The sequence below is a fragment of the Microlunatus capsulatus genome (assembly GCF_017876495.1).
Lineage (GTDB): Bacteria > Actinomycetota > Actinomycetes > Propionibacteriales > Propionibacteriaceae > Microlunatus > Microlunatus capsulatus.
The window spans coordinates 257,459-280,803 of the sequence record NZ_JAGIOB010000001.1; the positions used below are offsets into that span (position 1 = coordinate 257,459).

At 75.2% G+C, this 23,345-nt stretch carries 30 protein-coding genes and 1 pseudogene; 14 read left to right on the top strand and 17 right to left on the bottom strand.

Going from position 1 to position 23,345, the window contains the following annotated elements; all coding sequences use genetic code 11:
* Positions 1-109 precede the first annotated feature (109 nt).
* The 8 genes from JOF54_RS01160 to JOF54_RS01195 all read left to right on the top strand — a co-directional run bounded on the left by JOF54_RS01160 (position 110) and on the right by JOF54_RS01195 (position 5,617).
* Positions 110-706 (top strand): RNA polymerase sigma factor, encoded by a 597-nt coding sequence (locus JOF54_RS01160; RefSeq protein WP_210052224.1) that lies wholly within the window; start codon positions 110-112, stop codon positions 704-706.
* Between the two features lie 685 nt (positions 707-1,391).
* Positions 1,392-1,748 carry a hypothetical protein gene (locus tag JOF54_RS01165; RefSeq protein WP_210052226.1) on the top strand — a complete coding sequence of 119 codons (357 nt, stop codon included), beginning with the start codon at positions 1,392-1,394 and terminating at the stop codon, positions 1,746-1,748.
* 82 nt (positions 1,749-1,830) lie between these two features.
* Complete coding sequence (locus tag JOF54_RS01170; RefSeq protein WP_210052228.1) at positions 1,831-2,058, top strand: hypothetical protein; 228 nt, start codon at positions 1,831-1,833, stop codon at positions 2,056-2,058.
* Positions 2,059-2,221: 163 nt separating this feature from the next.
* The gene (locus JOF54_RS01175; protein WP_210052231.1) at positions 2,222-2,854 is read left to right on the top strand and encodes an MBL fold metallo-hydrolase; all 633 of its coding nucleotides are present in this window, start codon (positions 2,222-2,224) and stop codon (positions 2,852-2,854) included.
* A 57-nt stretch (positions 2,855-2,911) separates the two neighbouring features.
* Complete coding sequence (locus JOF54_RS01180; protein WP_210052233.1) at positions 2,912-3,583, top strand: Type 1 glutamine amidotransferase-like domain-containing protein; 672 nt, start codon at positions 2,912-2,914, stop codon at positions 3,581-3,583.
* 49 nt (positions 3,584-3,632) lie between these two features.
* Positions 3,633-4,130, top strand: a complete 498-nt coding sequence (locus JOF54_RS01185; protein WP_210052234.1) for a hypothetical protein — start codon at positions 3,633-3,635, stop codon at positions 4,128-4,130.
* Positions 4,131-4,244: 114 nt separating this feature from the next.
* Positions 4,245-4,631, top strand: a complete 387-nt coding sequence (locus tag JOF54_RS01190) for a PadR family transcriptional regulator (RefSeq protein WP_210052236.1) — start codon at positions 4,245-4,247, stop codon at positions 4,629-4,631.
* The gene (locus JOF54_RS01195; protein ID WP_210052238.1) at positions 4,628-5,617 is read left to right on the top strand and encodes a hypothetical protein; all 990 of its coding nucleotides are present in this window, start codon (positions 4,628-4,630) and stop codon (positions 5,615-5,617) included. The genes JOF54_RS01190 and JOF54_RS01195 overlap by 4 nt, the downstream gene beginning before the upstream one ends.
* A 45-nt stretch (positions 5,618-5,662) precedes the next feature.
* On the opposite strand, the gene JOF54_RS01200 is transcribed toward JOF54_RS01195, so the two are convergent.
* On the bottom strand, positions 5,663-6,082 hold the full coding sequence (locus JOF54_RS01200; RefSeq protein ID WP_210052240.1) for a VOC family protein: 420 nt from the start codon (positions 6,080-6,082) through the stop codon (positions 5,663-5,665).
* Positions 6,083-6,182: 100 nt separating this feature from the next.
* On the opposite strand from JOF54_RS01200, the gene JOF54_RS01205 reads away from it, so the two are divergent.
* Positions 6,183-7,157, top strand: a complete 975-nt coding sequence (locus JOF54_RS01205) for a helix-turn-helix transcriptional regulator (RefSeq protein ID WP_210052242.1) — start codon at positions 6,183-6,185, stop codon at positions 7,155-7,157.
* 163 nt (positions 7,158-7,320) lie between these two features.
* On the opposite strand, the gene JOF54_RS01210 is transcribed toward JOF54_RS01205, so the two are convergent.
* The 7 genes and pseudogenes from JOF54_RS01210 to JOF54_RS01240 form a co-directional block, all read right to left on the bottom strand.
* Positions 7,321-7,686, bottom strand: a complete 366-nt coding sequence (locus JOF54_RS01210) for a VOC family protein (RefSeq protein WP_210052245.1) — start codon at positions 7,684-7,686, stop codon at positions 7,321-7,323.
* A gap of 149 nt (positions 7,687-7,835) precedes the next feature.
* Positions 7,836-8,690 (bottom strand): N-acyl homoserine lactonase family protein, encoded by an 855-nt coding sequence (locus JOF54_RS01215; protein WP_210052247.1) that lies wholly within the window; start codon positions 8,688-8,690, stop codon positions 7,836-7,838.
* 177 nt (positions 8,691-8,867) lie between these two features.
* Positions 8,868-9,593, bottom strand: a complete 726-nt coding sequence (locus tag JOF54_RS01220; protein ID WP_210052248.1) for a polysaccharide deacetylase family protein — start codon at positions 9,591-9,593, stop codon at positions 8,868-8,870.
* Positions 9,594-9,673: 80 nt separating this feature from the next.
* Entirely contained in the window at positions 9,674-10,024 is a 351-nt protein-coding gene (locus JOF54_RS01225) for a VOC family protein (protein WP_210052250.1), read from the bottom strand.
* Positions 10,025-10,137: 113 nt separating this feature from the next.
* On the bottom strand, positions 10,138-11,361 hold the full coding sequence (locus tag JOF54_RS01230; RefSeq protein ID WP_210052252.1) for an acetamidase/formamidase family protein: 1,224 nt from the start codon (positions 11,359-11,361) through the stop codon (positions 10,138-10,140).
* A 254-nt stretch (positions 11,362-11,615) separates the two neighbouring features.
* A pseudogene (locus tag JOF54_RS01235) lies at positions 11,616-11,819 on the bottom strand (MmyB family transcriptional regulator); the annotation flags it as partial.
* A gap of 46 nt (positions 11,820-11,865) precedes the next feature.
* Positions 11,866-12,273 carry a MerR family transcriptional regulator gene (locus JOF54_RS01240; RefSeq protein ID WP_210052255.1) on the bottom strand — a complete coding sequence of 136 codons (408 nt, stop codon included), beginning with the start codon at positions 12,271-12,273 and terminating at the stop codon, positions 11,866-11,868.
* Between the two features lie 133 nt (positions 12,274-12,406).
* On the opposite strand from JOF54_RS01240, the gene JOF54_RS01245 reads away from it, so the two are divergent.
* Positions 12,407-13,132 (top strand): SDR family oxidoreductase, encoded by a 726-nt coding sequence (locus JOF54_RS01245; RefSeq protein WP_210052257.1) that lies wholly within the window; start codon positions 12,407-12,409, stop codon positions 13,130-13,132.
* 92 nt (positions 13,133-13,224) lie between these two features.
* Here JOF54_RS01245 and JOF54_RS01250 read toward each other — a convergent pair whose 3' ends face one another.
* The gene (locus tag JOF54_RS01250; RefSeq protein WP_210052260.1) at positions 13,225-13,917 is read right to left on the bottom strand and encodes an NADPH-dependent F420 reductase; all 693 of its coding nucleotides are present in this window, start codon (positions 13,915-13,917) and stop codon (positions 13,225-13,227) included.
* A gap of 28 nt (positions 13,918-13,945) precedes the next feature.
* Positions 13,946-14,512, bottom strand: a complete 567-nt coding sequence (locus JOF54_RS01255; RefSeq protein WP_210052261.1) for a MarR family winged helix-turn-helix transcriptional regulator — start codon at positions 14,510-14,512, stop codon at positions 13,946-13,948.
* A 132-nt stretch (positions 14,513-14,644) separates the two neighbouring features.
* Between JOF54_RS01255 and JOF54_RS01260 the strand changes: the two genes are divergently transcribed.
* Positions 14,645-15,436, top strand: a complete 792-nt coding sequence (locus JOF54_RS01260) for an SDR family NAD(P)-dependent oxidoreductase (protein WP_210052263.1) — start codon at positions 14,645-14,647, stop codon at positions 15,434-15,436.
* Positions 15,437-15,527: 91 nt separating this feature from the next.
* Positions 15,528-16,499: a serine hydrolase domain-containing protein gene (locus JOF54_RS01265; protein WP_210052265.1), complete on the top strand. Its 972-nt coding sequence runs from the start codon at positions 15,528-15,530 to the stop codon at positions 16,497-16,499.
* A 15-nt stretch (positions 16,500-16,514) separates the two neighbouring features.
* Here the strand turns inward: JOF54_RS01265 and JOF54_RS01270 are convergent, their stop codons facing one another.
* The 4 genes from JOF54_RS01270 to JOF54_RS01285 all read right to left on the bottom strand — a co-directional run bounded on the left by JOF54_RS01270 (position 16,515) and on the right by JOF54_RS01285 (position 20,183).
* Positions 16,515-17,501, bottom strand: a complete 987-nt coding sequence (locus JOF54_RS01270; RefSeq protein ID WP_307803706.1) for a DUF2332 domain-containing protein — start codon at positions 17,499-17,501, stop codon at positions 16,515-16,517.
* A 63-nt stretch (positions 17,502-17,564) separates the two neighbouring features.
* Positions 17,565-18,260: a DUF998 domain-containing protein gene (locus JOF54_RS01275; protein WP_210052267.1), complete on the bottom strand. Its 696-nt coding sequence runs from the start codon at positions 18,258-18,260 to the stop codon at positions 17,565-17,567.
* 45 nt (positions 18,261-18,305) lie between these two features.
* Positions 18,306-19,247 (bottom strand): NADP-dependent oxidoreductase, encoded by a 942-nt coding sequence (locus JOF54_RS01280; RefSeq protein WP_210052270.1) that lies wholly within the window; start codon positions 19,245-19,247, stop codon positions 18,306-18,308.
* Between the two features lie 84 nt (positions 19,248-19,331).
* On the bottom strand, positions 19,332-20,183 hold the full coding sequence (locus tag JOF54_RS01285; protein ID WP_210052272.1) for an MmyB family transcriptional regulator: 852 nt from the start codon (positions 20,181-20,183) through the stop codon (positions 19,332-19,334).
* A gap of 75 nt (positions 20,184-20,258) precedes the next feature.
* Here JOF54_RS01285 and JOF54_RS01290 point away from each other — a divergent pair, with 75 nt between their 5' ends.
* Positions 20,259-20,831 carry a hypothetical protein gene (locus tag JOF54_RS01290; protein ID WP_210052274.1) on the top strand — a complete coding sequence of 191 codons (573 nt, stop codon included), beginning with the start codon at positions 20,259-20,261 and terminating at the stop codon, positions 20,829-20,831.
* A gap of 39 nt (positions 20,832-20,870) precedes the next feature.
* Here JOF54_RS01290 and JOF54_RS01295 read toward each other — a convergent pair whose 3' ends face one another.
* The 3 genes from JOF54_RS01295 to JOF54_RS01305 all read right to left on the bottom strand — a co-directional run bounded on the left by JOF54_RS01295 (position 20,871) and on the right by JOF54_RS01305 (position 22,522).
* Positions 20,871-21,245, bottom strand: coding sequence for a VOC family protein (locus JOF54_RS01295; protein WP_210052276.1), 375 nt, complete (start codon positions 21,243-21,245; stop codon positions 20,871-20,873).
* A gap of 159 nt (positions 21,246-21,404) precedes the next feature.
* Positions 21,405-21,839 carry a VOC family protein gene (locus JOF54_RS01300; RefSeq protein WP_210052278.1) on the bottom strand — a complete coding sequence of 145 codons (435 nt, stop codon included), beginning with the start codon at positions 21,837-21,839 and terminating at the stop codon, positions 21,405-21,407.
* A 110-nt stretch (positions 21,840-21,949) separates the two neighbouring features.
* Positions 21,950-22,522: an alpha/beta fold hydrolase gene (locus JOF54_RS01305; protein WP_210052280.1), complete on the bottom strand. Its 573-nt coding sequence runs from the start codon at positions 22,520-22,522 to the stop codon at positions 21,950-21,952.
* 111 nt (positions 22,523-22,633) lie between these two features.
* Between JOF54_RS01305 and JOF54_RS01310 the strand changes: the two genes are divergently transcribed.
* A complete protein-coding gene (locus tag JOF54_RS01310) occupies positions 22,634-23,335 on the top strand; it encodes a GNAT family N-acetyltransferase (RefSeq protein WP_210052282.1) in 702 nt (233 codons plus the stop codon).
* Positions 23,336-23,345: the final 10 nt, after the last annotated feature.

The window sequence follows — 23,345 nt, forward strand, 5'->3', positions numbered from 1 at the left end:
CGTGGCAGGGCCCGTGACGTCGGAGGGGTGCACGTCCGTTCCCGGGCAGACGCCACCCGGCGCGGTCCGGACGTGGACAGGGCAGGACCTCGGGAGGAGGCTGGACGCGATGGACGCTGCGACCGCGGCGCGGCGCGGCGGTGAGCTCGTCGCAGACGGGGACGGCGGGGCAGCCGTGGACGCACCGGGCACCAGCCGGGTCGGGTTGGACGAGCACGCGTTCGAGGAGCTGTACGCGCTCTGCTACCGGCGGCTGGTCGGCCAGGTGTACGCGATGTGCGGCGACCTGGCCGAGGCCCAGGACTGCGTGCAGGAGGCCTTCATCCGGGCCTGGCGCCACCGCCGCCGGCTGGACCTCGACCGGTCGCCCGAGACCTGGGTGCGGGTCACCGCGTCCCGCCTGGCGATCAGCCGCTGGCGCCGGGCGCGCAAGGCCCTCCTCGACCCGGACCGCGCCCTGACCGGCCGGAACTCAGCGCGCGAGCCGGGCATCGCCCACCTCGCGCTGCTCGAGGCCCTGGCCAAGCTGCCGCTCGAGCAGCGGCGGGCGATCGTCCTGCACCACCTCTGCGACCTGCCGGTCGCCGAGATCGCGGCCGAGACCGGCGCTCCCGTCGGCACCGTCAAGGCCCGGCTGTCACGGGGCAGGGCGGCGCTGGCCGTGCTGCTGTCCGACCGCCTGCCCGAGGAGCTGACCCGTGGCTGAGGACCCGCTGGACGGCCGCCTGCGCGCCCTGGCCGCGGACGCCGAGGAGCGGGTGCCGCCACCGCCTCCCGCACGCCGGCTGCGCCAGGTCGAGCAGCGGCGACGCCACCGCCGGATCACCGCCCTCGTGGTGACGGCGGCCGTCCTGGTGACGCTGAGCGCGGGAGCCGTCCTGTCCGCCGACCGCGGCGTCGCCGTCGACCCCTCACCCGCCGGGACCCCGGCCCTCAGCCCCGGGCTCGTGGACCCGCCGTCGACGGCACCGCCCGGCCCGGGGGCCGCGCCTTCGCCCGGTGACCTGCCGAGCGGGAAGCCGGTCCCCCGGGAGACGCCGGTGGGGCCCGCGCCGAGCACCGACCCCACCTCCGGCCCGAGCCCTGCCGCGACCCCGTCGTCGTCGCCCGGGGGGACGCCGGCACCGAGCCCGGCACCCGTGCCGACCTCGCCCGGACCGACGCCGACGCCCTCGGCCGAACCCAGCCCGGCACCGAGGGGCGACGGCGCGGGCCCGGCTCCGGGTGACCCGGGTTCCTCGGCGTCCTCTCCGACGACCCAGCCCGGTCCTCTCCAGCCGGACGCACCTCAGCCGTCCGCTCCCGGGACGGTCGCGCCGCTCGGCTGAAAGGACCGGCGGAGAGGTGATCGCGGAGGTACGGGTGTCGGCAAGCGCGGCTACTCTGCCCTCATGTGGAGCAACAGGGACGAGGTCCAGCGGCTGCACAACGCCGTGCGCGGGGCTGCACTGGCCGTCCTGCTGGTGTCGCTGACCTGCATCCTCTCCGCCTTCGATCTGGGCGAGCCGGCTCGGGTCATCGGGTCACGTCTGCTGTACGTCGGGATCGGCGCGGCTCTGTTGAGTGCCGTCCTCCACGCCCGCGTCGGGAAGCTCGAGCACGTGGATCGGCTGGCTCGGCACGACCGCCTGCACGGGGCCATCGAGCGGGTCCGCACGGAAGATGCCGAACTGCTCCGCCGCCTCGAGGACAACGGACGCTCGGGCGGGGACGAACGAGCGCCGGGTTCGTCCGGCACACGTCGGTGAGGTGTCCGGTGCCCGTCAGGGCTGTCGAGACGTGGCCGAGCGCTCGTCTGCTTGCACCTGCCGCCGCACAGCAGGAGGTGGCATGAGCACGTCGAGGTGGGTCGTCGGGACGGCCGCGGCGCTCGTGGTCGTGGCCGCGGTGACCGTCGGTCGGCTCGCGGTCGCTGACGAGCCGGTGCCGCAGGACCGGGTGATGATCGGCCGGGTGACGGGCGACTCCTCGTCGGTCCGCGACGGAGTCATGGACGCCAGGACGGTCGAGGACCTGCAGGACGTCCACGGCCTCGAGCACGGGTCGGCGGGCCGGTAGGCCCCGGTCCCTCCACTCGCTCGACTCTCCAGCACCGGTGACTCGTGGGCGGACCACCCGCCCGCACCCCGATGAGTTCGGCGCTGCCGGCAGGTCGACGACCAGGACGAGACTCCCGCGGCACGACGGGCGTCCGTCGCGGACCCCGGAGGCAGCCACCTCGATGACCACCACCATCACGCCGATCCACGTCGCCGACCTCGTCGCCGAGGGCGAGCTGATGCCCGTCTACGTGCACCTGATCGACCACCCCGACGGGCGGGTCCTGGTCGACACCGGCTTCACCGAGCTCCACCCTGCCGCGGCCGACCTCGACCCGCGGGTGCTGAGCCAGCGGGAGATCGACCCGGCCAGCATCGACCTGGTGGTCAACACCCACCTGCACTTCGACCACTGCGGGGGCAACCACCTCTTCGCCGGCACGCCCGTCTACGTGCAGCGGCGCGAGCTCGAGGACGCGCGGACCGAGGAGGGGTACACCATCCCGGAGTGGGTCGACCCGCCCGGCGTCCGGTACGTCCCCGTCGACGGGGAGCACGAGCTCCTGCCCGGCGTCCGGCTGCTGCCCGCCCCCGGCCACACCCGCGGCAGCCAGGTCGTCGTCGTGCAGGGCGCCGGCGGGCGGCCGACCGTCATCACCGGGGACACCGCGGTCTGGTTCGGCGAGCTCGACGAGCCGGAGACCGAGGGCCAGCGGCTCATCCTCGCCCTGGAGCCCGGGGCGGTCTGGCTCAGCCACGCCCACGAGCCCTGGCGGCCGCCGGTCGACGAGTCTGCCGACCGCAGCGGGTCCTAGCCCAGGACCGCGGGCGCCGCGCGGCTCCTGACCGACGACACGATCGAGACCTGGACCATGAAGCTCCTCCTCACCTCAGCGGGCGTCACGAACCCGAGCATCCACCGGGCCCTCACCGACCTCCTCGGCCAGCCGATCGCCGACTCCACCGCCCTCTGCATCCCGACCGCGCAGTACGGGCACCCGATGGTCGACCCGACGATGACCTGGCAGTTCATCAGCGGGACCTCCTCGCTGCCCCTGTGCGACCTGGGCTGGAAGTCCGTCGGCGTCCTGGAGCTCACCGCCCTGCCCAGCATCGACAGGGATCGGTGGGTCCCCTGGGTCCGCGAGGCCGACGTCCTGCTGGTGGCCGGCGGCGACGCGACGTACCTGAGCCACTGGGCGCGGCAGAGCGGGCTGGCCGAGCTCCTGCCGTCGTTGGACGGCACCGTCTGGGTGGGGCTGAGCGCCGGCAGCATGGCGCTGACGCCCCGCGTCGGCGCCGAGTTCGTCGCGTGGCCCTCAGCCGCCGGGGACGAGGCGCTCGGCGTCGTCGACTTCTGCCTCTGCCCGCACGTCAACGGCGAGGGCCGGGCGGGGAACACCATGGCCGAGGCGGAGCGGTGGGCGGCGGCGCTCCCCCACCCCGCCTACGTCATCGACGACGACACCGCGATCACGGTCGTCGACGGCACCGTCGAGGTGGTGTCCGAAGGCCGGTGGACCGTGCTCAACGCCCCGAGCTGAAGCCGCAGCGGTGCTTGCCGCTCGAGGACATCGGGGTGATGCTCGACCCATGTGGCCCCGGCCCGTCCACCTCGCCGCCGCTGCGGCGCTCGCGCTCCTGCCGCTCGCTGCCTGTTCTGCCGGCGACGAGGACCTCGTCGGGCCGTGGACCGACGCCCGGACGGGGCGTGAGCTGCCGGACGGCACCGGCGCCCCCGACCGCCCCCTCGTGGTGCGGACCGTGCTGCTGCCGAACGACTGCGAGAAGAACGACACCGTCGTCCTCACCCTCGTCTGGCCGGTCGGGACGACCCGGTCCGAGCGGGACCTGCCGGACGAGGCTCTCGCCCGCACCTACCTGCGCGACACCCGCGGGTCCCTCCTCCGCACCGACGGCGCGTCGGACCTCGACGACCGGCTGCCCGCGGAGGCGCGACCCACCGGCTTCGAGCGCCGGGGCAACGCGATCCACGTCGTCGACCAGGACAGGCGGGTCTACGTCACCCGGGCCGACGGCACCGTCGAGAGCTGGGCGCGCCAGCTTCCCGGCGTGGCGTGCACGGACTGATCCGGAACCCCGGAAGCGGACATCGTCCAGGCGGTCGAGGACCAGCGGCAGCGGCTCTGGCGCGCTGCCCCGGCCGGCCTGGTCATATTCACTCCACATGACTATGCTGCTCACATGACCGTCGATGACCTCCGGGAACCGACGCTGCTGATCCTGGCAGCCCTGGCGACCCAGCCCCGTCACGGCTACGCGCTGATCGAGGCCGTGGCCGAGCTGTCCGAAGGCCGGGTCCGCCTGAAGGCGGGCAGCCTGTACGCGACGCTGGACCGGCTGGCCCGCGAGGGGCTGGTGGCGGAGAGCGGGTCGGAGGTCGTGGCGGGCCGGCACCGCCGCTACTACGCCCTCACCGGGTCCGGCGTCGAGGTCCTCTCGGCGCAGACCGCACGGTTGCAGGCCCTCGCCGCGGCCACGGCCGCCGCTGTCCGTGAGCACCGCCGCACCCGGTCGGGTGAGGACCGGAGCAACGCCGTGGACGTGCGCTGGGCGGGAGGACCGGCATGACCAGCGCGGACCGACGTCTGGAACGCCGTCTCCGGCTGCTGCTGCGCTGCTACCCGCAGCGGTGGCGCCGGCACCACGAGGACGAGGTGGTGGCGGTCCTGCTCGACCAGGCGGAGCCCGCGGACCGGTCGACCGTCAGCCTGAGCACCGTCGCCGACCTGGTCGGGCACGGAGCCGAGGATCGCGTGGACGGTGTGCTCCGGTGGGTGCCGACCCGGCTGCGGGACCAGGTCGCCGCCTGCGCCCTGGTCGTCGGCGCCGCGCTCGGGCTGCTGATGCTGGCCGCCGAGGTGATCGGCGCCCGCTCCCGACCGCCGATGGAGGAGGTCGCGAACTACGGCCACTACTTCCTGTCCGGTCCGTTCCTCACGATCGGCGTCGGCCTCTACCTGGCGTTCATGACGGCTGCCCTGCTGGTGGTGAGGGGGCACGGCGGCCTCGCCCGGCTGCTGCTCGTCGCCGCGCTGGCCTACGTGGCCTGGATGAGCTCCCTGTGGTCCGGCCCCTACCCCACGCCGCGGCCGCTGGTGCTGGCGCTGTTCGCCGGACTGGCGCTGCTGGCCGCGCTGGCCACGCTCCGACCCTCGCGGCGGGCCGCGCGCGGGATGGTCGGCTACGGCGCCGCGCTGCTGACCGCCCTGCTGCTGGGCGTCCTGGTCACCAAGCCGGTGCTGGGCTGGAGCATCGGCACGATGACGACCTCGGGCAACATCGCCTTCTCCGTCCTGGCTACCGTCCTGCCCTTCGTCGGCGGTCTCGCCCTCCTGGTCGCCGGGCTGCGCAGCCGCCGGCACCCGGGCTGGTCGGTGGCGATCGCCGTCGCCGCCTTCCCCGTCGTCGTGTTCTGCACGACCACCAGCCAGATGGTCAACAGCACCCAGGCCGCCGAGCGCGCCTGGTACCCCCTCTACTACCTCGCGGTCCTGACGACCGTCGCCGTGGTCCACCGACGCCGGAACCGGCAGCTGCCCGTCACCACCAGCTGACGCACGACGGCCGGCGTCCGGTCCCTCCCGGACGCCGGCCGCACCTCAGCCTGCCGCTGGGGCGACGTCGAGTGCCCAGATGACGCCGAAGCGGTCGCGCAGCTGGCCGGCGAGCGGCGCCCAGGCGGAGGGACCGAGGGGCTGGCGGATCTCGGCGCCGTCGGCGAGGCCGTCCCAGTAGCGGGTCAGCTCGTCGGCGTCGGTGCCGTGCACGTAGACGTAGAACCCGTTCGAGCCCTGGTCGTAGGGCTGGCCGGGCCACACGTCGAACGCCATCACGCGCAGGCCCGCGTCGGTCGACAGCTGGCCGAAGACGACCTTGTCGGCCCAGGCCGGGTCGTCGGACGCGCCCATCTGGCCGTAGGTCACCGCCGTCGCGGTCCCGCCGAAGACGGTGGCGTAGAAGTCGAGCGCGGCACGGGCCTGGCCGTCGAAGTTCAGGTGGGTGGTGGTCTCGATGCTCATGGGTTCTCCTCGGTCGGACCGCCCCGGCGGCGGCCTCGGCCCCGAGTGTTCCGGGCGTTCAGGACAGGTCGTGTCCTCTTCTCGGTCGAGAATGGTTCGCATGTCCAGCCCCTCCTCCCGCATGCTCGCGCTGCTCTCCCTGCTGCAGGTGCACCGCGACTGGCCGGGCGACCAGCTCGCCGAGCGGCTCGCGGTCACGCCCCGGACGATCCGGCGTGACGTCGACCGCCTCCGCGAGCTGGGGTACCGGGTGGACGCGCTGCGGGGCCCCGCCGGCGGCTACCGGCTGGCCGCCGGCTCCGACCTGCCGCCGCTGCTCTTCGACGACGACCAGGCCGTCGCGATCGCGCTGGCGCTCGCGGTCGCGCCGGCGTCGGGGGCTGACATCGCCGAGTCGGCGGCGCGGGCTCTCGCGACCGTGCGCCAGGTCATGCCCGCGCGGCTGCGGCACCGGGTCGACGCCGTGGGCGCGGTGACGACGACGGGCGCGGTCCGGGTCGACCCGGACGTGCTCGTGGCGGTGAGCGAGAGCGTGCACCGGCGTGAGCTGCTGCGCTTCGACCACGCCCCGGACGGTGACGCCCGGCCGGCCCGGCGGGTCGAGCCGCACGCGGTCGTGGCCCGGCACGGCCGCTGGTACCTGCTGGCCTGGGACCTCGAGCGCGACGACTGGCGGACCTACCGGGTGGACCGGATCGCCCCCCGGGCCCGGACCGGCGTGCGGTTCGTGCCGCGTCCCGTCCCCGGCGACGACGCGGCGGTGTTCGTCGCAGCACGGTTCAAGGGCTCCGACCGTGACGACGTCTGGCCGTGCACCGGCTCGGTCCTCGTGTCCGCCGACGGGGCGCGGACGCTCGCGCCGTACCTGCCGGACGACGCCGTGGTCGAGCCGACCGGTCCCGACGAGGTCCGGGTGACCCTGGGGTCGTGGTCGTGGGAGGGGCTCGCCGCCGCCTTCGCGGCGTTCGTCGTCGACTTCACCGTCCACGGGCCGCCGCCGCTCCACGACGCGGTTCTCGCGCTCGCCGACCGGCTGCGAGGGGCGACCCTGCCCGCCGCCCCTCCATCGCCGTAGCCCGCGCGTCGGCCGGGACGCGGGTTGTCAGCGTCGGTGGTCGCCCCAGCCGCCACCGGCGCTGACACGTCCGCGGTGCTGGGCACGACCAGGGGCCCGGTGCGTCGAGCCGGCCCCCGCGGTGCGACCGCGGACTGGCGCGCACGGGTGGGGGGCAGGTCCCCTACGGCGTGAGCCGGGCGAGCTCCCACTGGTGCCCGAAGGGGTCGACGAGACGGCCGGTCCGCCAGGCTCCTTCGTCGTGGACGCCGGCGATCTCGACCGCTCCGGCGTCGAGGGCGCGGCTGAACGCAGCATCGGGGTCCGTCACCGTGAGGATCATCCGGACCGCGCGGCCCGGATCGTGGCCGGCGGGCAGCTCCGGGTCGTGCTGAACCCAGAACCGTGCGCCGCCCACGAAGAGCTCTCCGACCTGCAGGACGCCTCCGCCTTCGGCGAGCTCGCCGGTCGTCGCCCCGAACGCGCGGCGGTAGAAGGCGACGGCAGCGGCGGCGTCACGGACGGACAGCCATGGAGCGATGGCACTCATCAGACCTCCCGGGTAGGTGCAGCCACGCTCGCACACGGGCCACCGCTCCGGCTGGAGCCCCGGCCCTCGAGACCGGGGGCCGCCTCGCCCCGACGGACCTCGGCGAGGCGACCGGCGGCCGCGGGCGTTCCGCAGCGCCCGGGCGCGGCTCAGCGGTGCCCGCCCGGTGGGTGCCGGATGGCGTTCCAGACGACCTGGTCGTGCCCGGGCACCAGGCGGGCGTGGCTCGCCCTCGCCCGCGCGAGCAGGAGGTCCAGCGACGCCGAGGCCTGCTCCTCGTCGGCAGCGGTGCCGCCGGCGCAGGAGCCGCACGGCACGGCGTCGAGCAGGTTCTGGGCGAGGTCGGTGGCGTCCGCGGCGAAGATCCAGGTCCCGGTGCCCGCGAGCTCGACCTGGAGCGACACGTGCCCCGGGGTGTGACCCGGCGTCGGGAGCACGGTCACCCCCGGAGCCACCTCCGTCTCCGCGTCGACCGTCCGCCAGCGCGTCGCGGGGAGGGACCACTCGGCGGCGTCGAACCCCTCCTCGAAGCGGGCGCGACCGCTGCGGCCCCAGGCCAGCTCGTCGGCGTGCAGGAGGACCTCGACCCCAGCCCCGGTGAGGGTCTCGATGCCGCCGGTGTGGTCCCAGTGCAGGTGGCTGATGACGGCCAACGACAGGTCGGCCGGCGTCAGACCCAGGGGTTGCAGCACGGACACGAGCGGGTCGCCCGGGAGTCCCCAGGTGCTGCGATCGGCGGGCGGGGCGGGCGGCAGGTGCCACGGCGGGCCGGGGAGAGGACCGGGTGGCAGGTCCCCGCGGTAGACCTGCTCGACCGCAGCGGAGTCGTGGTGGCGCCGGCTCATCCCGGTGTCGAAGATGATCCAGCCGGCCGTGGTCTCGACCAGCACCCCGGTGAGCGGCTCCCAGTAGAGGTGTCCGTGGTCTCCGCCGCGCAGCGAGAGCCCCTTGGAGACCCGCTCCGCGCCGTACTGCAGCACGAACAGACGCCCGGCTCGCTGCACTGCGCCCCCTGCTCCCCGGAGCGTCCGGCGACGCCCGCGCCCTGGTGAATCTAGGGGACGCCGCCCCCGCTGTCTCGCACCGAGGACGCCGGACCGGTCGCGACGACGCCTCTGAGGGTCAGGGACGGTGAGCTCGCCGGCCGGTCACCCCACCGCGGCGGGCCGGCGCGCGCCGGCTCAGACGGGGAAGCGCTCCTCGCGGAGCTGGACGCCGCCGTCGCCCAGCACCTGGCTGAGGGATCGCCCGACCAGGCCCTGCTCGGCGTAGGCGGCGAGGACGCGTCGCAGCAGCGCGCCGCGGTCCAGCTGCGGGGCGGGGCCGTCGAAGGCTCCGTCCTCCGGTCCGGCGAACCCGTCGTGACCCTGGAAGATCATCCCCGGGGCCAGCCCGGTCAGGGCCATGGCCAGCCGGTGGTCGTCGTCGACGTCGGGCCGCCAGTCCTCCTGGTCGATCCCCCACAGCACCGACGTGAGCCCGCCGTGGGTGAGGCCCGCCCAGGTGTCCCGGTCCTGCGCGCCGTAGGGCGGGCGCACCCACGGCACGGGACCGCCGATCCGGTCCTGCAGCTCCGCCCGCGCATCCGCGGTGCGCTGCCGGACCTCCTCCGGCGGCAACGTGGTGAGCCGGACGTGGTCGAGGCCGTGCAGCCCGATCTCGTGCCCGGCCGCCACGACCTCGTCGAGCAGGCTGGGGAACCGGCGCGCCCGCGACACCAGGACGAAGAACGTCGCCGTCGACCCGGTGTCCGCCAGCGCGGCCAGGATCTTGTCGGTGCCGCCGGGCTGCGGTCCGTCGTCGAAGGTCAGCACCACCTGCGGGGCGGCCGTGCGGACCGTCGTCAGCGACCCGGCCCAGACCGGTCCGTCCGGCGCGGGCGGGGGCGGCGGTGCGGGGGCGGTCATGGGCGTCATCGTAGGGACCGGGCCGGCGGCGGCGGGCACCGGCGCGGTGCCGACCACCGGCGGCCGGCGCCCGGGCCCGGTCAGCCGAGCTCGGTGACGAAGCCGATCTCGTTGCCGTCGGGGTCGGTCAGCGCGAACAGCTCGACGAAGCTCTCGAAGCGCTCCAGCGGGCCCACCTCCAGCCCGAGGGCGGCGAGCCGCTCGCGCTCCGACCCCGCGTCCTCGACGCTGATGTTCACCGAGATGCCACGGGCGCCGGCGAGCTCGGGAGCGAGGGCCAGCTGCAGCCAGAAGGGGCCGAGGTCGAACTCGACGACGCCGTCCACCGGCTCCGAGTCCGGCTCGGCGAGGTCGAGGGCCGAGCGGTACCAGGCGGTCGCCGCGACCAGGTCGCGGACGGGGATGCCGACGGTCACGGCCTTGGCGCGCATGCCGGCAGGATGCCACGCCGGGCCGACGCCCCGCCGGACGGTGGCAGCCGTCCGGCGGGGCGACCCGCGCCGGGACCTCCCGGCTCCAGGAGCGGTGCGCGCTCCCCCGCCGGTCAGCGGTGCGGACGCGCGAAGACGTCCTTCGGGATGTACCCGGTGACGACCTGGGTCCGGTCGACGACCTCGGCGTTGTGGTAGTTCACCGCGATCGAGGCGAAGGAGTACGCCTTCGGGACGGTGAGCCCCTGGGTGGTGACGAGGAAGTCGACGGTCTTCTCCACCGCCATCCGCATCGCGCGGTCGAGGTCCCAGTGGATGCCCATCATGATCCAGTGGGTCTCGTTCTCGGCCCAGGGCAGCTCGGTCTCGGTGTCCTTCATGACGGTGATCCGGAAGTTGCCGACGCACGAGTGCTCGACGGCGGTGCCGCTGACCTCCCCGTCGCCCTGGGCGCTGTGCGGGTCGCCGAGGAAGACCTGGCCGCCCGGCTGGAAGACCGGCAGGTAGAGCGTCGACCCCGAGCAGAGGTCCCGGACGTCCATGTTGCCGCCGAAGGTCCACGGCGGTGTCGAATTCTGGACGCCGGTGGCGGGCGGCGGGGCGTCCTCGGTGTTGCCGATGAAGACCCCGCTCGCCGGGGCCACGGCCACGATGCCCGGGAAGGGCCGGGCGGGGACCCTCAGCCGGTCGGAGAAGAAGACGACGTCCTCGCCCCGGTGCTTGCCCACCCGGTACATGTGGGTCCGGACGTCGGGCCACACCCCCGCCGGCATGTCCGCCGGGATCTCGGCGGGGATGTCGAGGCCGGCGTCACCCTCCCGCCAGCCCGGGTAGAAGGTCGCCATCACCCCGCCCTCGGGGGCGGTGTTGTTGAACCCGTACGGCGCCCGGGTCTCGACGTCCATGATCTCGATGGCGAGGGTGTCGCCGGGCTCGGCGCCGTCGACGTAGATGGGCCCGGTCAGGACGTGCCCGCCGTACTGCTGGCCCTTGGCCTGGCGCTCGGCCCGGGTCTCCCAGAAGGCGATCGCGTCGGGGAGGACGGCCGAGCGCCCCGCCCCGAAGGCGGCGAAGTACTCGACGGGGTGGATGGCCTGGGTCGCGCCCTGGTGGGAGAGCATGTCGACCCGGACGGTCCTGCCGGACCGGATGGTGAGGGCCGGCTCGGCGTCCACCGGGAAGCCGCCCCAGTGCAGGTGGTCGGGCGTGGCCCGCAGGTGGTGGTCCCAGCGACGCTTCTTCCGGCCGCCACCACCTCCTCGGGCCTCGGCGGGCGTGGCCACGGCGGCGGTCACCGGCGCTGCCAGGCCTGCGGCCAGGAGGGTGCGTCGGCTCACGGAGCTCCAGTGGTGGGAGGTCAAGGTCGGACTCCTCGTGCATCGGGGGAAGGGTCGTCCGTGAAACGCTCCATCGGCGTCCGGGACTGCTGACCACCCTGACCGCCGGCCGTTTCCACGGCGTGACGGGACGGGAAATGGTGCGTTTCACCAGGGGTTGCGCGAAGTCCAGGGCTTTCACGGCCGCCCGGATGAGCCCCCCGGGAGCCCGTCGGGGTCTCAGGGCGTGCGGTCCGCGCCCGCCCCGGTCGCGGTCATCGGCTGGCGCCGACGACCGTGAGCAGCTGCAGCTCGTCGTGGCTCTCGCGGCCCGGGACGGCGGTGCAGACCAGCAGGCGGTGGGACTGGTCCGGGTCCGGCAGGGACCGGCAGTCCAGCTCCAGCCCGCCGAGCCCGGGGCGCACGGCGTGCTCGCGCTCGGGCGGCCGGATGCCGACCTCCGGGGTCTCCCGAACCGTCCGGACCTCCTCGTTCTACGCCGGCTCGGCACCAGGACCGCGCCGGCTACCCGGCCCGGGCGAACCCCTCGTCCGCACCGGCGGGCTCACGCAGGGCCGGGCAGTGCTCGGGCGTCGGGTGGTGCGCGATGTCGATCATGTGGTCGAGGGCGTCGCGCGCCGCGGCGAGGGCGTCCATCGCCGCGGTGATCCGCGCCCGCTCGGCCTCGAGCATCGCGAACACCTCCGGCGTGGAGGCACCGGAGTCCACGCACGGCAGCAGCTGGACGATCGAGCGGCTCGGCAGGCCGGCGGCGAAGAACTGCTGGATGAGCTGCACCCGCTCGACCGCCGACTCCGGGTAGGTGCGCTGGCCCGCGCTGGTCCGGCTCGAGGTGAGCAGACCCTGCTCCTCGTAGTAGCGCAGAGCCCGGGGGCTGACGCCGGAGCGGTGGGCGACCTCGCCGATGCGCATGAAGGACCTCTCGGAGGACGGGTGGGGACCAGCGGGCGGTGCAGGACTTGCCCCTGACGTCAACGTCAGCTCCTAGCGTAGGCGAGGCCGGGTCGACAGGTACCCGGCTCACCAAGAACACGAGGACACATCCATGGACATCACCGGACAGACGGCCCTCGTCACCGGAGCGAACCGGGGCATCGGGCGCGCGTTCGTGCTCGAGCTGCTCGACCGCGGCGCGGCCAAGGTCTACGCGGCCAGCCGCCGGCCCGAGGCGGTCGACACCGGCGGCGACGGCCGCGTCGTGCCGCTGCGGCTGGACCTGCTCGACCAGGCCTCGGTCACCGCGGCCGCGTCGGAGGCCTCCGACGTGACGCTGCTCGTCAACAACGCCGGCATCTCCACCTCGACCCCGCTCATCACGGGCGACCTCGACGCCATCCGGCGCGAGATGGACACCCACTTCTGGGGGACGCTCGCCGTCACCCGGGCCTTCGCGCCGGTGCTGGCCGCGGGCGGTGGCGGCGCGGTCGTCAACATCTTGTCGGCGCTGTCGTGGTTCGCCTTCCCGGGCAACGGGGCCTACGCCGCGGCGAAGGCGGCGGAGTGGGGCCTGACCAACGCCGTCCGGCAGGACCTCGCCGCGCAGGGCACCCTCGTGCAGGGCGTCCACCTCGGGGCGGCCGCCACCGACATCATGGCCGGCTACGAGGGCCCGATGATCGACCCCCGCGACGTCCCGCGGGCCGCGCTCGACGGCGTCGCCGCCGGGGCGATCGAGGTCGTGGTCGACGAGTGGAGCGCCATGGTCAAGGCCTCGCTCGCCGCGGACCCGACGGCGTTCTACGCCCAGCTCGCGGCCAACCCGCCGGGCTGAGGTCGCGCTCCGTCCCTGGACGCAGACGACCGGCCCGCTCCGTGGTGGGGCGGGCCGGTCGACGCGTCCAGCCGCAGGTGCGGCGGTGCGGCCTACATGTCGCGGTAGCGCGCGGCGGCGTCCAGCTTCTGCTGGAGCGTCGCCGCCGTGACCTGCTGGCCCCGCGGGTCGGTGAGGTCGCCGCTCGCCGCCACGTAGGGCTGGACGTAGGCGACGGTGTCGCGCTGGAAGCGCCAGCCCTCGGCCAGCGGGCCGACGTCCAGCGCGTCGTAGCCGACGGCGTCGAGGAACGCCGTGGCCGTCTGCTTGGCCGCCGCGTCGTCGCCGGCGATCGGGAGCACCGAGCGCTCCGGGTCGCCGCTGGGCCGCGGCAGCCCGCCCAGCTGCACGACGTAGATGTTGTTGAACGCCTTGACGACGTGCGAGTCGGGCAGGTGCTGCTGCAGCAGCTCGCTGGTGGTGGTCGACTCCTCGTCCAGCTCGGGGATCCGCTCGTCGCGCTCGGGGTAGTAGTTGTTGGTGTCGAGGACGACCTTGCCCGCGAGCGGCTCGACCGGCACCTGCCGGTAGGCCTTGAGGGGCACGGTCACGACGACGATCTCCCCCGCCTCGGCCGCCTCCGCGGCGGTGCCGGCGCGGGCGCGGGGCCCCAGCTCGGTGACGAGGTCGGCCAGGGTCTCCGGTCCGCGGCTGTTGCTCAGCACCACGTCGTGGCCCGCCGCGACGGCCAGCCGTGCGACGGTGCTGCCGATGTTCCCGCTGCCGATGAATCCGATGGTGGTCATGTCCGGTCCAAGCCCGTCGGCGCGGCCGCTATTCCCGTCGACGGCCGCTCCCCCGTCCGCCCCGTCCGCCCCGTCCGCCCGGTCCGACCGGAGCGGCCGCCTCCGTCGGCGGGGTGGACGGCTGCCAGCCCTCCTCCTCGCGGAGGGCGCCCAGGAGGCGACGGCTGATCTCGCGCAGCTGCCGGACCTGGGCGCGGGTGAGGGAGCCGAGCACGTGACGGACCACCCGGACGTGCCCCGGCGTCGCCTGCTCCAGCTTCTCGACCCCGGCCGCGGTGAGCATGGCCAGGGTGGACCGGCCGTCGGAGGGGTCCGGGGCGCGCTGCACCCATCCCCGCTTCTCCAGCCGCCCGACCGCCCGCGACAGCCGCGTCAGCGTGCTGTTCGCGTAGCCGGCGAGCACGCTCATCCGGAGGGTCCGCCCGGGGGCGTCGCCCAGGGCGAAGAGGACGCCGTACTCGAAGTGGGTCAGGTCGGCGTCGCGCCCCAGCTGCGCGTCGAGGGCGGGCGGCAGCCACTCCAGCACGGTGGCCAGGGCCGCCCACGTCTGCAGCTCCTCGCCGCTGAGGCCCGGGGCGCCCTCGTCGTCCGCCATCCCCGCAGGCTACGCGACGTGCGGCCATGACGACGACCGGGCTCACGTGACCGAGCAAGTGAAAGCGTTACCGTTTCACTTGACTGAGCAACCAACTTCGGCGGCTCGGCACGAGAAGGGGACGGGTGCGGGATGGATCTGCGGCTGAGCGGTCAGCGGGCGTTCGTGAGCGGTTCGACGGGAGGTATCGGCTACGCGGTCGCCCGGGCGCTGCTCGGCGAGGGCGCCCGGGTCGTCGTCAACGGGCGGAGCGCCGAGCGGGTCGAGGACGCGGTGGACCGGCTGGGCACCGAGGTGCCGGGTGCCGTCGTGGAGGGGGCCGTCGCCGACTTCGGCGACCCCGCCCAGGTGCAGGGCCTCCTCGACGGCCTCAACGAGCTCGACGTCGTCGTGAACAACGTCGGCCTGTTCGAGCGGGCGGCGTTCGCCGACCTCGGCGACGACGACTGGCAGCGCTACTTCGACGTCAACGTGATGAGCGGCGTGCGGGTCTCCCGGCACGCGCTGCCCGGCATGCTGGCCCGCGGGCGGGGCCGGATCGTCTTCGTCGCCAGCGAGTCCGGGGTGGACGTCCCGGCCGAGATGCTCCACTACGGCGTCACCAAGGCGGCGGTGATCGCGCTCGGGAACGGCCTGGCCAAGCTGACCCGGGGCACCGAGGTCACGGTGAACACGGTCCTGGGCGGGCCGACCTGGTCCGACGGCGTCGAGGACACCGTCCGCCGGATCGCGGCGGCCCAGGGGATGGGAGCCGACGACCTGAAGGCCGCGATCGTCGCCGAGAACCGGACCTCGCTGGTCCAGCGGTTCCTCGAGCCCGACGAGATCGCGCGCCTGGTGCTGTACCTGGCCAGCCCGCTGTCCTCGGCCACGAACGGGGCCGCGCTGCGCGCCGACGGCGGGGTGCTGACGACGACGACCTGAGCCGGCGGCCGCCCCGGTGGCCGCCGTCCGCGCACGCCCGCACCCTCCCCGGACCGGCTGGCCGCAGGGCAGCGCCGCTACCGTTTCGGAGGTGGCGGAACAGGACGAGGGGCCGGCGTGGTCGGGGACGGCGCTGGTGGTGCGCGGGTCCGAGGTGCTCGAGGAGCGCGCCCTCGGGCGGACCGCCGGGGCGGACAGCCCAGCGTGCGGCCCGGGGTCGGTCTTCCAAGCCTGCTCGATCAGCAAGCTGGTCGTCTCGGCCGTCGTCCTGGCGCTGGTCGAGGCCGGTGACCTGGACCTGGAGCGGCCGGTCACCACCTGGCTCGACGACCTGCCGGCCAGATGGTCGGGCATCACGCTGCACCACCTGCTGAGCAGCACCTCCGGCCTCGGGCACTGGGGCGACGTGCCCGGCCTGCCGCGGCTTCTGACGGCGCCGCCGCCCCTCGACGAGCTCCTGGCCCTCATCGCCGCGGCTCCCCCGGTCACCCCGCCCGGCGCCGCCTGGCGCTACAGCGGACCCGGTTTCCTCACCGCGACGCGGGTCGTCGACGCCGTGACGGGCCAGCCGTGGGCGACCACCGCCGAGATCCTGGTCCTCGCGCCGGCGGGGATGACGGCCACCCGTTCCGGCGCGGCGCCGGCGGGCCCGGACCTCGCCGTCGGCCACGACCACGGCCGGCTCCGACCCCTGCACCCCGGCTTCGCCGCCATCACCGGCTCCGGCGACCTCTGGACGACCGCGGGTGACCTCGTCCGCCTCAACCAGGCGCTGCGGGCCGGCGCGGTCGTGTCCACCCGGTCCGCCGCGCTGCTCTGGACCCAGCACGCAGCCCTCCCCGCGGGCGAGCCCGGCGGCGGGCCGATGACGCTGACCGGGTACGGCTACGGCACCTTCCTCGGCCACGTCCGCGGCCACCGCGCGCGGGTCAACCCCGGCGACATGCCGGGGTACGAGACGCTGCTGGCCCACCTGCCCGACCAGGACCTCGACCTCGCGGTGCTCTGCAACGAGGAGCCGCCCAGCCGGGACCGGGCGCTGGCCGGGCTCCGGCTGCCCTAGTCGGGAGCGCGCCCGTCAGGCGGCGAACCAGTCCAGCGTCGCCCCGTGCTGGTGGGTGCGGCCCACCGCCCGCCCGTCGACGCCGAGCACGAACGTGGTGGCGCCGTCGTCGCCCGCGGGCGCGGTGGCGGTGACCTCGGGCAGCACCTGCGATCCCTCGTTGCTGACCCAGCGGCAGCGGCCGGCGGCGACGAGCGCCGTCATCATCGCGGTGAAGGCCCGGCGGTCCTCCGTCGTCAGGTAGGCGATGACGGCGCTGTGGAACACCACCACACGGCCGTGCCGGGACGCCTCCGCCACCAGCGGCGGCAGCTCGTCGAGCAGGTCACCGGTCCGGATCAGCGGCGGGTCCTGCCGGGCGATGGCGACGGCGTCGGCCAGCCGACGTCGTCGCTCGTCCTGCTCGGGCCAGACCAGGGTGGTCAGCCAGGCCATGGCGTCGTCGTCGGTCACGTCGAGCGGGTTCAGGTCGACCCCGCCCCGCCAGGCCACCGCCAGCGGCGCCGTCGGGAGGGGAACCGGCCCGGCCACCGCGCAGGCCAGGGTGGGGCCGCCGCTGCCGCCCAACCCGCCGGCCGGCGCCCAGGCGTAGTCGTAGCGGTCGGGGTAGAGGCACAGGCCGGCGCTGGCCCCGACCTCCAGGAGCGCGAGCGGCCCGTCCTCGCCCAGGTGGGTGAAGGCCGGCACGAGGGTGGCCAGCCGCCCGACCTCGTTGGTCTGGGTGGCGCGGCGCAGGACCGTGCGACGGATGCTGCCGTCGTCCCCGAGGAGCGCCTGGCGGAGACCCCGGTAGGGGCCCGGTGCGGGGACGCCGTGCCAGCGCGCGGCCGCGAAGACGAGGTTCGGCTGCTGCTTGGCCACCGGCAGCGTGCCGATCCACTCCAGCACCGGCGGGTCCCCGGCGACGCCGTCCGCCCACCGCTGGAAGCAGGGCGAGCTGCCCGCCGCCCACCCGGCGAAGTCGCGGTAGCGGTCCGCCAACCCGCTGCTGAGGTCGATCACCCGCCCCATGATGGCGGCGGTCCGCCGGCGCCCGTGCGCCGAGGGCCGGTGCCACGGGGGCCGCTACCGGTGACGTCGGAGCACGACGGCGACCACCGGGACCCACAGGTAGCTGGGCCAGAACGCGACCCGCTCCCGCACACCGCCCAGCTCGGGGCTGGAGGCGGTGGCCAGGAAGGCGACCGCACCCACCGCGGAGAGGAGGCCGGCGGCAGCCGTCAGGACCGCCGTCCTCGGCGCGATCGACCGGAGTGCCCCACCCAGCAGCAGCAGCGCGACGGGCGAGGCCAGCAGGCCGGGCAGGGCGACCAGGGCGTGCAGGGTGAGGTCGCGGTCCAGGGGCACCAAACCGGTCGCCGCGCTGCTCAGGCCGACCACGACCCAGGCGACGGTCGCCGCCCGGGCCGAGCGGCGTCGCGGGAGGGACCGGTGCAGCAGGACGGCGCCCAGCGCCAGCAGGGCGCCGAAGAGCACCAGGCTCCCGTTCAGCAGCAGGTGCCGGGGCGAGCACACGGCGACGGCCCCGTACGGGTACCCGACGCTGGTGCAGGTGGTGGCTCCGAGGTCGCTGATCGTCTGGTCGGCCAGGCTGTAGGGAGCGGTGGAGCCGGCGGCCGTGACCAGCTCGGCGACCACGTACAGCGGCTGGACCAGCCACGCCACCGTGCCCGCCGCGAGGACCCACCGGCCGACCGGCCGGGCCGCCCCGCGAGCAGGAGGCGGCCCGGCCGCAGGTCGTCGGCTGCTCGTCGGTGCCATGGTCCGTTCTACCGGCACCCCGAGCCACCCGGCCAGCGGGTCCGCTCAGCCAGCCAGGACGACGACCTTCCCCGGGACCCGGCCGGCGGCGGCCTCGGCGTGCAGCGCCGGCAGCTCCTCGAGCGGGATGCGGCGGGTGACCTCCACCGTCAGGGACCCGGCGTCGACGAGGGCCACCAGCGCGGCGAGCCGGTCCCGGTGGGGACGGACGAACACGGTGGCCGCGCGGACGCCGCGCGTCTCGTCGGACGGCGTGGCCATGAACGCCGTCGTGCTGACGACGGCGCCGCCGTCGCGGACCAGGGCCACGAGGGCGGCGAGCTCCTCGGGCTCGACCGGGGCCAGGTTCAGCAGGACGTCGACCGGCTGGTCCACGGCGTCGAACAGGCTCGTGGCGGTGTGGTCGACGACCTCGTCGGCCCCGGCGGCGCGGACCGCGTCGATGCTGCGGGGGCTGGCAGTCGCGACGACGTGCACGCCGGCGCGCCGGGCCAGGGCGACGGCGTACTTGCCGACCACGCCGCCGGCGCCGTTGACGAGCACCCGCTGGCCGGCTTGCAGGGCCCCGTCGTCGAAGAGCGCCTGCCACGCGGTCAGCGCCACCGACGGCAGGGCCGCCGCGTCCGCCAGCGGGATGGTCGTGGGGGCGGCGACCAGCGCCTCCGCCGGCGCGACGACGAGCTCGGCGGCGCCGCCGTCGCGCTCCATGGGCAGGAACCCGATGACCGCGTCGCCGACGTGCAGGCCGGACTCCTCCCCGACGTCGTCGCCGAGCAGCTCGACCGTGCCGGAGACGTCGTAACCGGGCACGTGCGGCAGCACGACCGGGATGGGCAGGAAGCCGGCGCGCATGCCGTTGTCGGCGGCGTTGAACGCCGAGGCCGCCACCCGGACCCGCACCTGGCCGGCGGCCGGCCGGGGCGGCTCGACGTCCTCCTGCCGCAGGACCTCGGGACCGCCGAACGCGTGGAAACGCACTGCCTTCATGGAACTCGCTCTCGTGGGGGTGTCGTCGTGGTCCGCCGGACCGTCGTCGGGCCGTCCCACCCACCGTGGCAGGTCGCGAGCCGCTCAGCCTGGGCCAGACCGGCCCACCCTGACGACCGCCGGCCCGCCCGCCGCCCCGACCAGCTCGGCGAGCCGCGCGGCGTCGGCCGAGCCCGGGGCGGCGGTGAGCATGACGGCCGCGAGGTCGTCGCCGGGGAGGGCGATCATGTTCCCGACGACGGTGACGGCGCCCTCGGGGCGGCTGATGGTCGCGGCGCTCTCGTAGACCCCCACCGCCCGCGGCGAGCGCCAGGAGGTGTCGAACCGGCGGCTGCGGGTCCGCAGCTCGTCGACCAGGGCGGCGAGGGACGTGTCGGCGGGATAGCGCAGCACCGAGCTCTTCAGGCTGCCCACCAGCACCGACTCGTGGTCGGCGGCGTCCGCCGGGGACTGGCGGAACGCCTCGAACGGGTCGCAGAACGTGCGGTACGCGATGTTCCACTCCCACCGGTGACCAGTCAGTGTCCAGTGCTCCAGCGCGGTGAAGGCGCTGTTCACCGCGACGAGGTCGAGCCCCGCGTCGGTCACGATCATCGGGGTGCCGGGGAAGCGCTCCAGCAGCCGCGTGGCGCCCGGCCCCAGCTCGTGCGGCACCTGCCCGTCCGCAGCGGCGTACCCGGCGAGCGCGCTGAGCTGCTCGTACTCGGCGCGGCCGGCCCGCAGCGCCCGGGCGAGAGCCCGGACGACGGCGGCCGACGGGTGGCTGCGGCCCTGCTCCAGCCGGCGGACGTAGTCGGCCGACAGGCCGGCGAGCTCGCCGAGCTCCTCCCGCCGCAGACCGCGCACCCGCCGCCGGCCGCCGGGCAGCCCGACGTCAGCCGGGTCCGTCGCCTCCCGCAGCTGGCGCACCGCGACGCCGAACTCCTGACGCTCCACAGCGCCAGTGTGCCGAAGCCGGGACCGGTGCGCCGCGAGACGGCCCCGCGGCGGACGACGTGCTGAGGTGGGACCGTGCCGACGAGCGAGCTGTGCGCCACCCACGACCACCGGGCCGACCGCCGACCCTTCCAGAACCTCTGCGAGGTCGACGACGGCGACCTCGACGCGGTGCTGGCCTCCTTGGCCGAGGGCTCGCGACGACGGTTCGGCCCGCACTACCTCCCCCTGCGCCGGGCCACCGAGGCCCGCGCCCGCGAGCTCTTCGTGCGGGCCGGCGGTCGGCCCGTGCGGCGGCACCCGCACTACTTCGTCCTGGGCGAGAGCGCGTGGTTCGCGGGCCTGCACGACGAGCCGCGCGCGGTGACGGTCCCGCTGGCCGAGCTGCCGCCCGCGGTCACGAGCTTCACCTGGACCGACAGCATCACCGCCCTCGGCCTCGGCACCCACCTCGGCGTCGCCCAGCCCGCCGATCCCCGCGAGCGCGGCCTGTACCGCCTGGACCAGCTCGACCCGACGGCCACGACGGGGACCGGGCGGGCGGAGGGCGGCGACGACTACGAGGGCTACCAGTGGCGGCTCCTCGACCACTACGTCGAGATCCAGCTGTGGTCGGACGAGCCGGTCCGGGAGCACCTGGCCCGCTGACCCCGGTCCGGCGACGCCCGCCTCGCCCGCACCGGCGCCTCAGAAGTACGGGCGCGTGGTGAGCTCGAGGAAGTGCCCGGCGGGGTCCCGGAAGTAGACGCCGCGGCCGCCGTGCTCGGTCTTGGTCTCCCCCGGCCGGGTCATCCGGGGGTCGGCCCAGTACGGCACGTCGTGGTCGACCAGCCAGCCGAGGGCGCGGACGAAGTGCGCGTCGTCGACGAGGAAGGCGTAGTGCTGGGGCTGGATGTCGACCGGCGGCGCGGCGAACTGCAGCATGACGCCGGCGGCCAGGCTGATGTTGGTGAAGGGACCCCAGCTCGGGGCCGGTGCAGCGTCGAGCAGGACGGTGTAGAACTGCGCGGACGCCGCCCCGTCGAGCGAGGCGATGATGGTGTGGTTGAAGGCTGCGGGCATGGTCGGTGGGTCTCCTGGACGGTCGTGGTGGATGAGGTCACGAGCGGTCAGGAGGGCCGCGCACCCGTCGGCGGCTCAGAGCAGCGCCGGATCACCCGTCCGTGCGTGGCCAGGGGCCGATCCGGTCATCATGGGTGGACGCTACCGCGGCGGGGATGCTCAGTCGAGGCAGAACTCGTTGCCCTCGACGTCCTGCATGACCAGGCACGCCTCGTCCTCGCCGTCGGCCGGCAGCAGGTGGAGGCGGTGCCCGCCGAGGGCCTCCAGCCGGGCGGCCTCGGCCTCGAGGGCCGCGACCCGCTCCTCGCCGGTCAGGCCCGTCGCGACCCGGACGTCCAGGTGCACCCGGTTCTTCACCGTCTTGCCCTCGGGCACCCGCTGGAAGTAGAGCCGCGGGCCGACGCCGTCCGGGTCCTGGGCGACGGCAGCCGCCCCCTGGCGCTCGACGGGCAGCGAGGCCTCGACGGCGTCCCACGAGGCGAACCCGTCCGGGACGGGCGGGTCGACGTAGCCGAGCACGGCCTTCCAGAAGTCGGCGACGGCTCGGGGGTCGTGGCAGTCGACGGTCACCTGCACCTGGCGCACACGGCTCATGGGCCCACCGTAGGACCGGAGTGACCCGGCACCCCGCGGCCGGTCAGGTCGTCGTCAGCGGTCCAGGGCTCGCAGCCGGTCGCTCCAGCTCACGCGACCCGGACGGGCGGTCAGGGGCCGGCCTGCAGCACGCGATCCGCCAGCTCCCCGATCCGGTCGAAGACCTCCAGCTGACGCAGGACCGAGCGACGCCACTGGCCGACCTCCTGCAGCCCGTGACCGGCGTCGGGGACCTCGACGACGCCGGGGCCGACGGCCGCCGGCAGCCGCCAGTGCGCGTCCGCCGTGCCGCCGACCAGCAGGGTGTCCACCCGGGCCTCGGCCGCGCTCGTGGCGACCGCCGCGTCCTGGAGCAACGGCGTCAGCCAGACCCCGGGCAGCCCGTGCTCGACCGCCCAGGGCAGGGCCAGGGTGCCCAACGACTTGGCCACGACCAGCACGGGCCGCCCCGGCTGGGCGCGGGCGAGGGCCGCCTCCGCGCACCGTCGCACCTCCCGCGCGGCTCCGGCCTCCTCGAGCCGGGCCTCGTCCCAGGAGACGCCGAGCACGGACCAGCCCGTCTCGGTCAGCAGCGAGGCGGGCCAGTGCAGCAGCGGTGTCGCGATGCCCGCCTGCCGACCCGGGAGCAGGAGCGCGGTGCCGAGCGGCTCCTCGGGCTGGGCGAACCAGGGCGTCACGGTCACGACGTCATCGAAGCACCAGGTCGGCGGCGTCTCCGGCGGCACAACCCGCTCGCGTCGGACCCGCCCCGCCTCTACGCTCGGGCGCCGCTGTCCCCTGCTCAGAGGAACCTCATGTTCTCTCCCGCTGTGACCGACCACTGGACGCCCGCCGGGGACCTCGGCCGTCCTGAGCTGGCGGTCGTCGTCGACGACGGGCTGCCGGCCAACCGGGCGGTGATGGTCCTCGAGCTCGCGGAGGGTGGCGGCCTGGTCACCCTGACGCCCGGCCATGCCGAGACGCTGGGGCTGGCCGACGGGTCCAGGACCAGCCCCGCCGCGGTCCTCGACGCGCTGTCCCGGGCCGGGGTGGCGATGAATGACCCCGACCACCTCTTCTACCTCCCGCTCGCCGAGCAGGCCGTCGTCCAGGCGGAGAGCCTGCCGCCGACGACCCGGCTGCTCGGTCCGGCCGACGCGTCGGCCTTCGCGGTGTTCGAGCGCAGCGCACCGGCCGCCGACCTCGACGAGGCCTTCGTCGAGCTGGACCACTGGGCGGTCCTCGGGTCGTTCGACGACGAGCGGCTGGTCTGCGCGGCCAGCGCCTACCCGTGGCAGGGGACGCACCTCGCGGACCTGGGCGTGCTGACCCTGCCCGGAGACCGCGGCCGCGGCCTGGGACGTCGGACCGTCCGGGCCCTGAGCGCCGAGGCCCTGGCCCGCGGCCACCAGCCCCAGTACCGCTGCCAGCAGGACAACACGGCCTCGATCGCCCTCGCCGGTGCCGCCGGGTTCCGGCGCTACGGCCGGTGGCACGTGATCAGCGGTGACGACTGATCGCCCACCT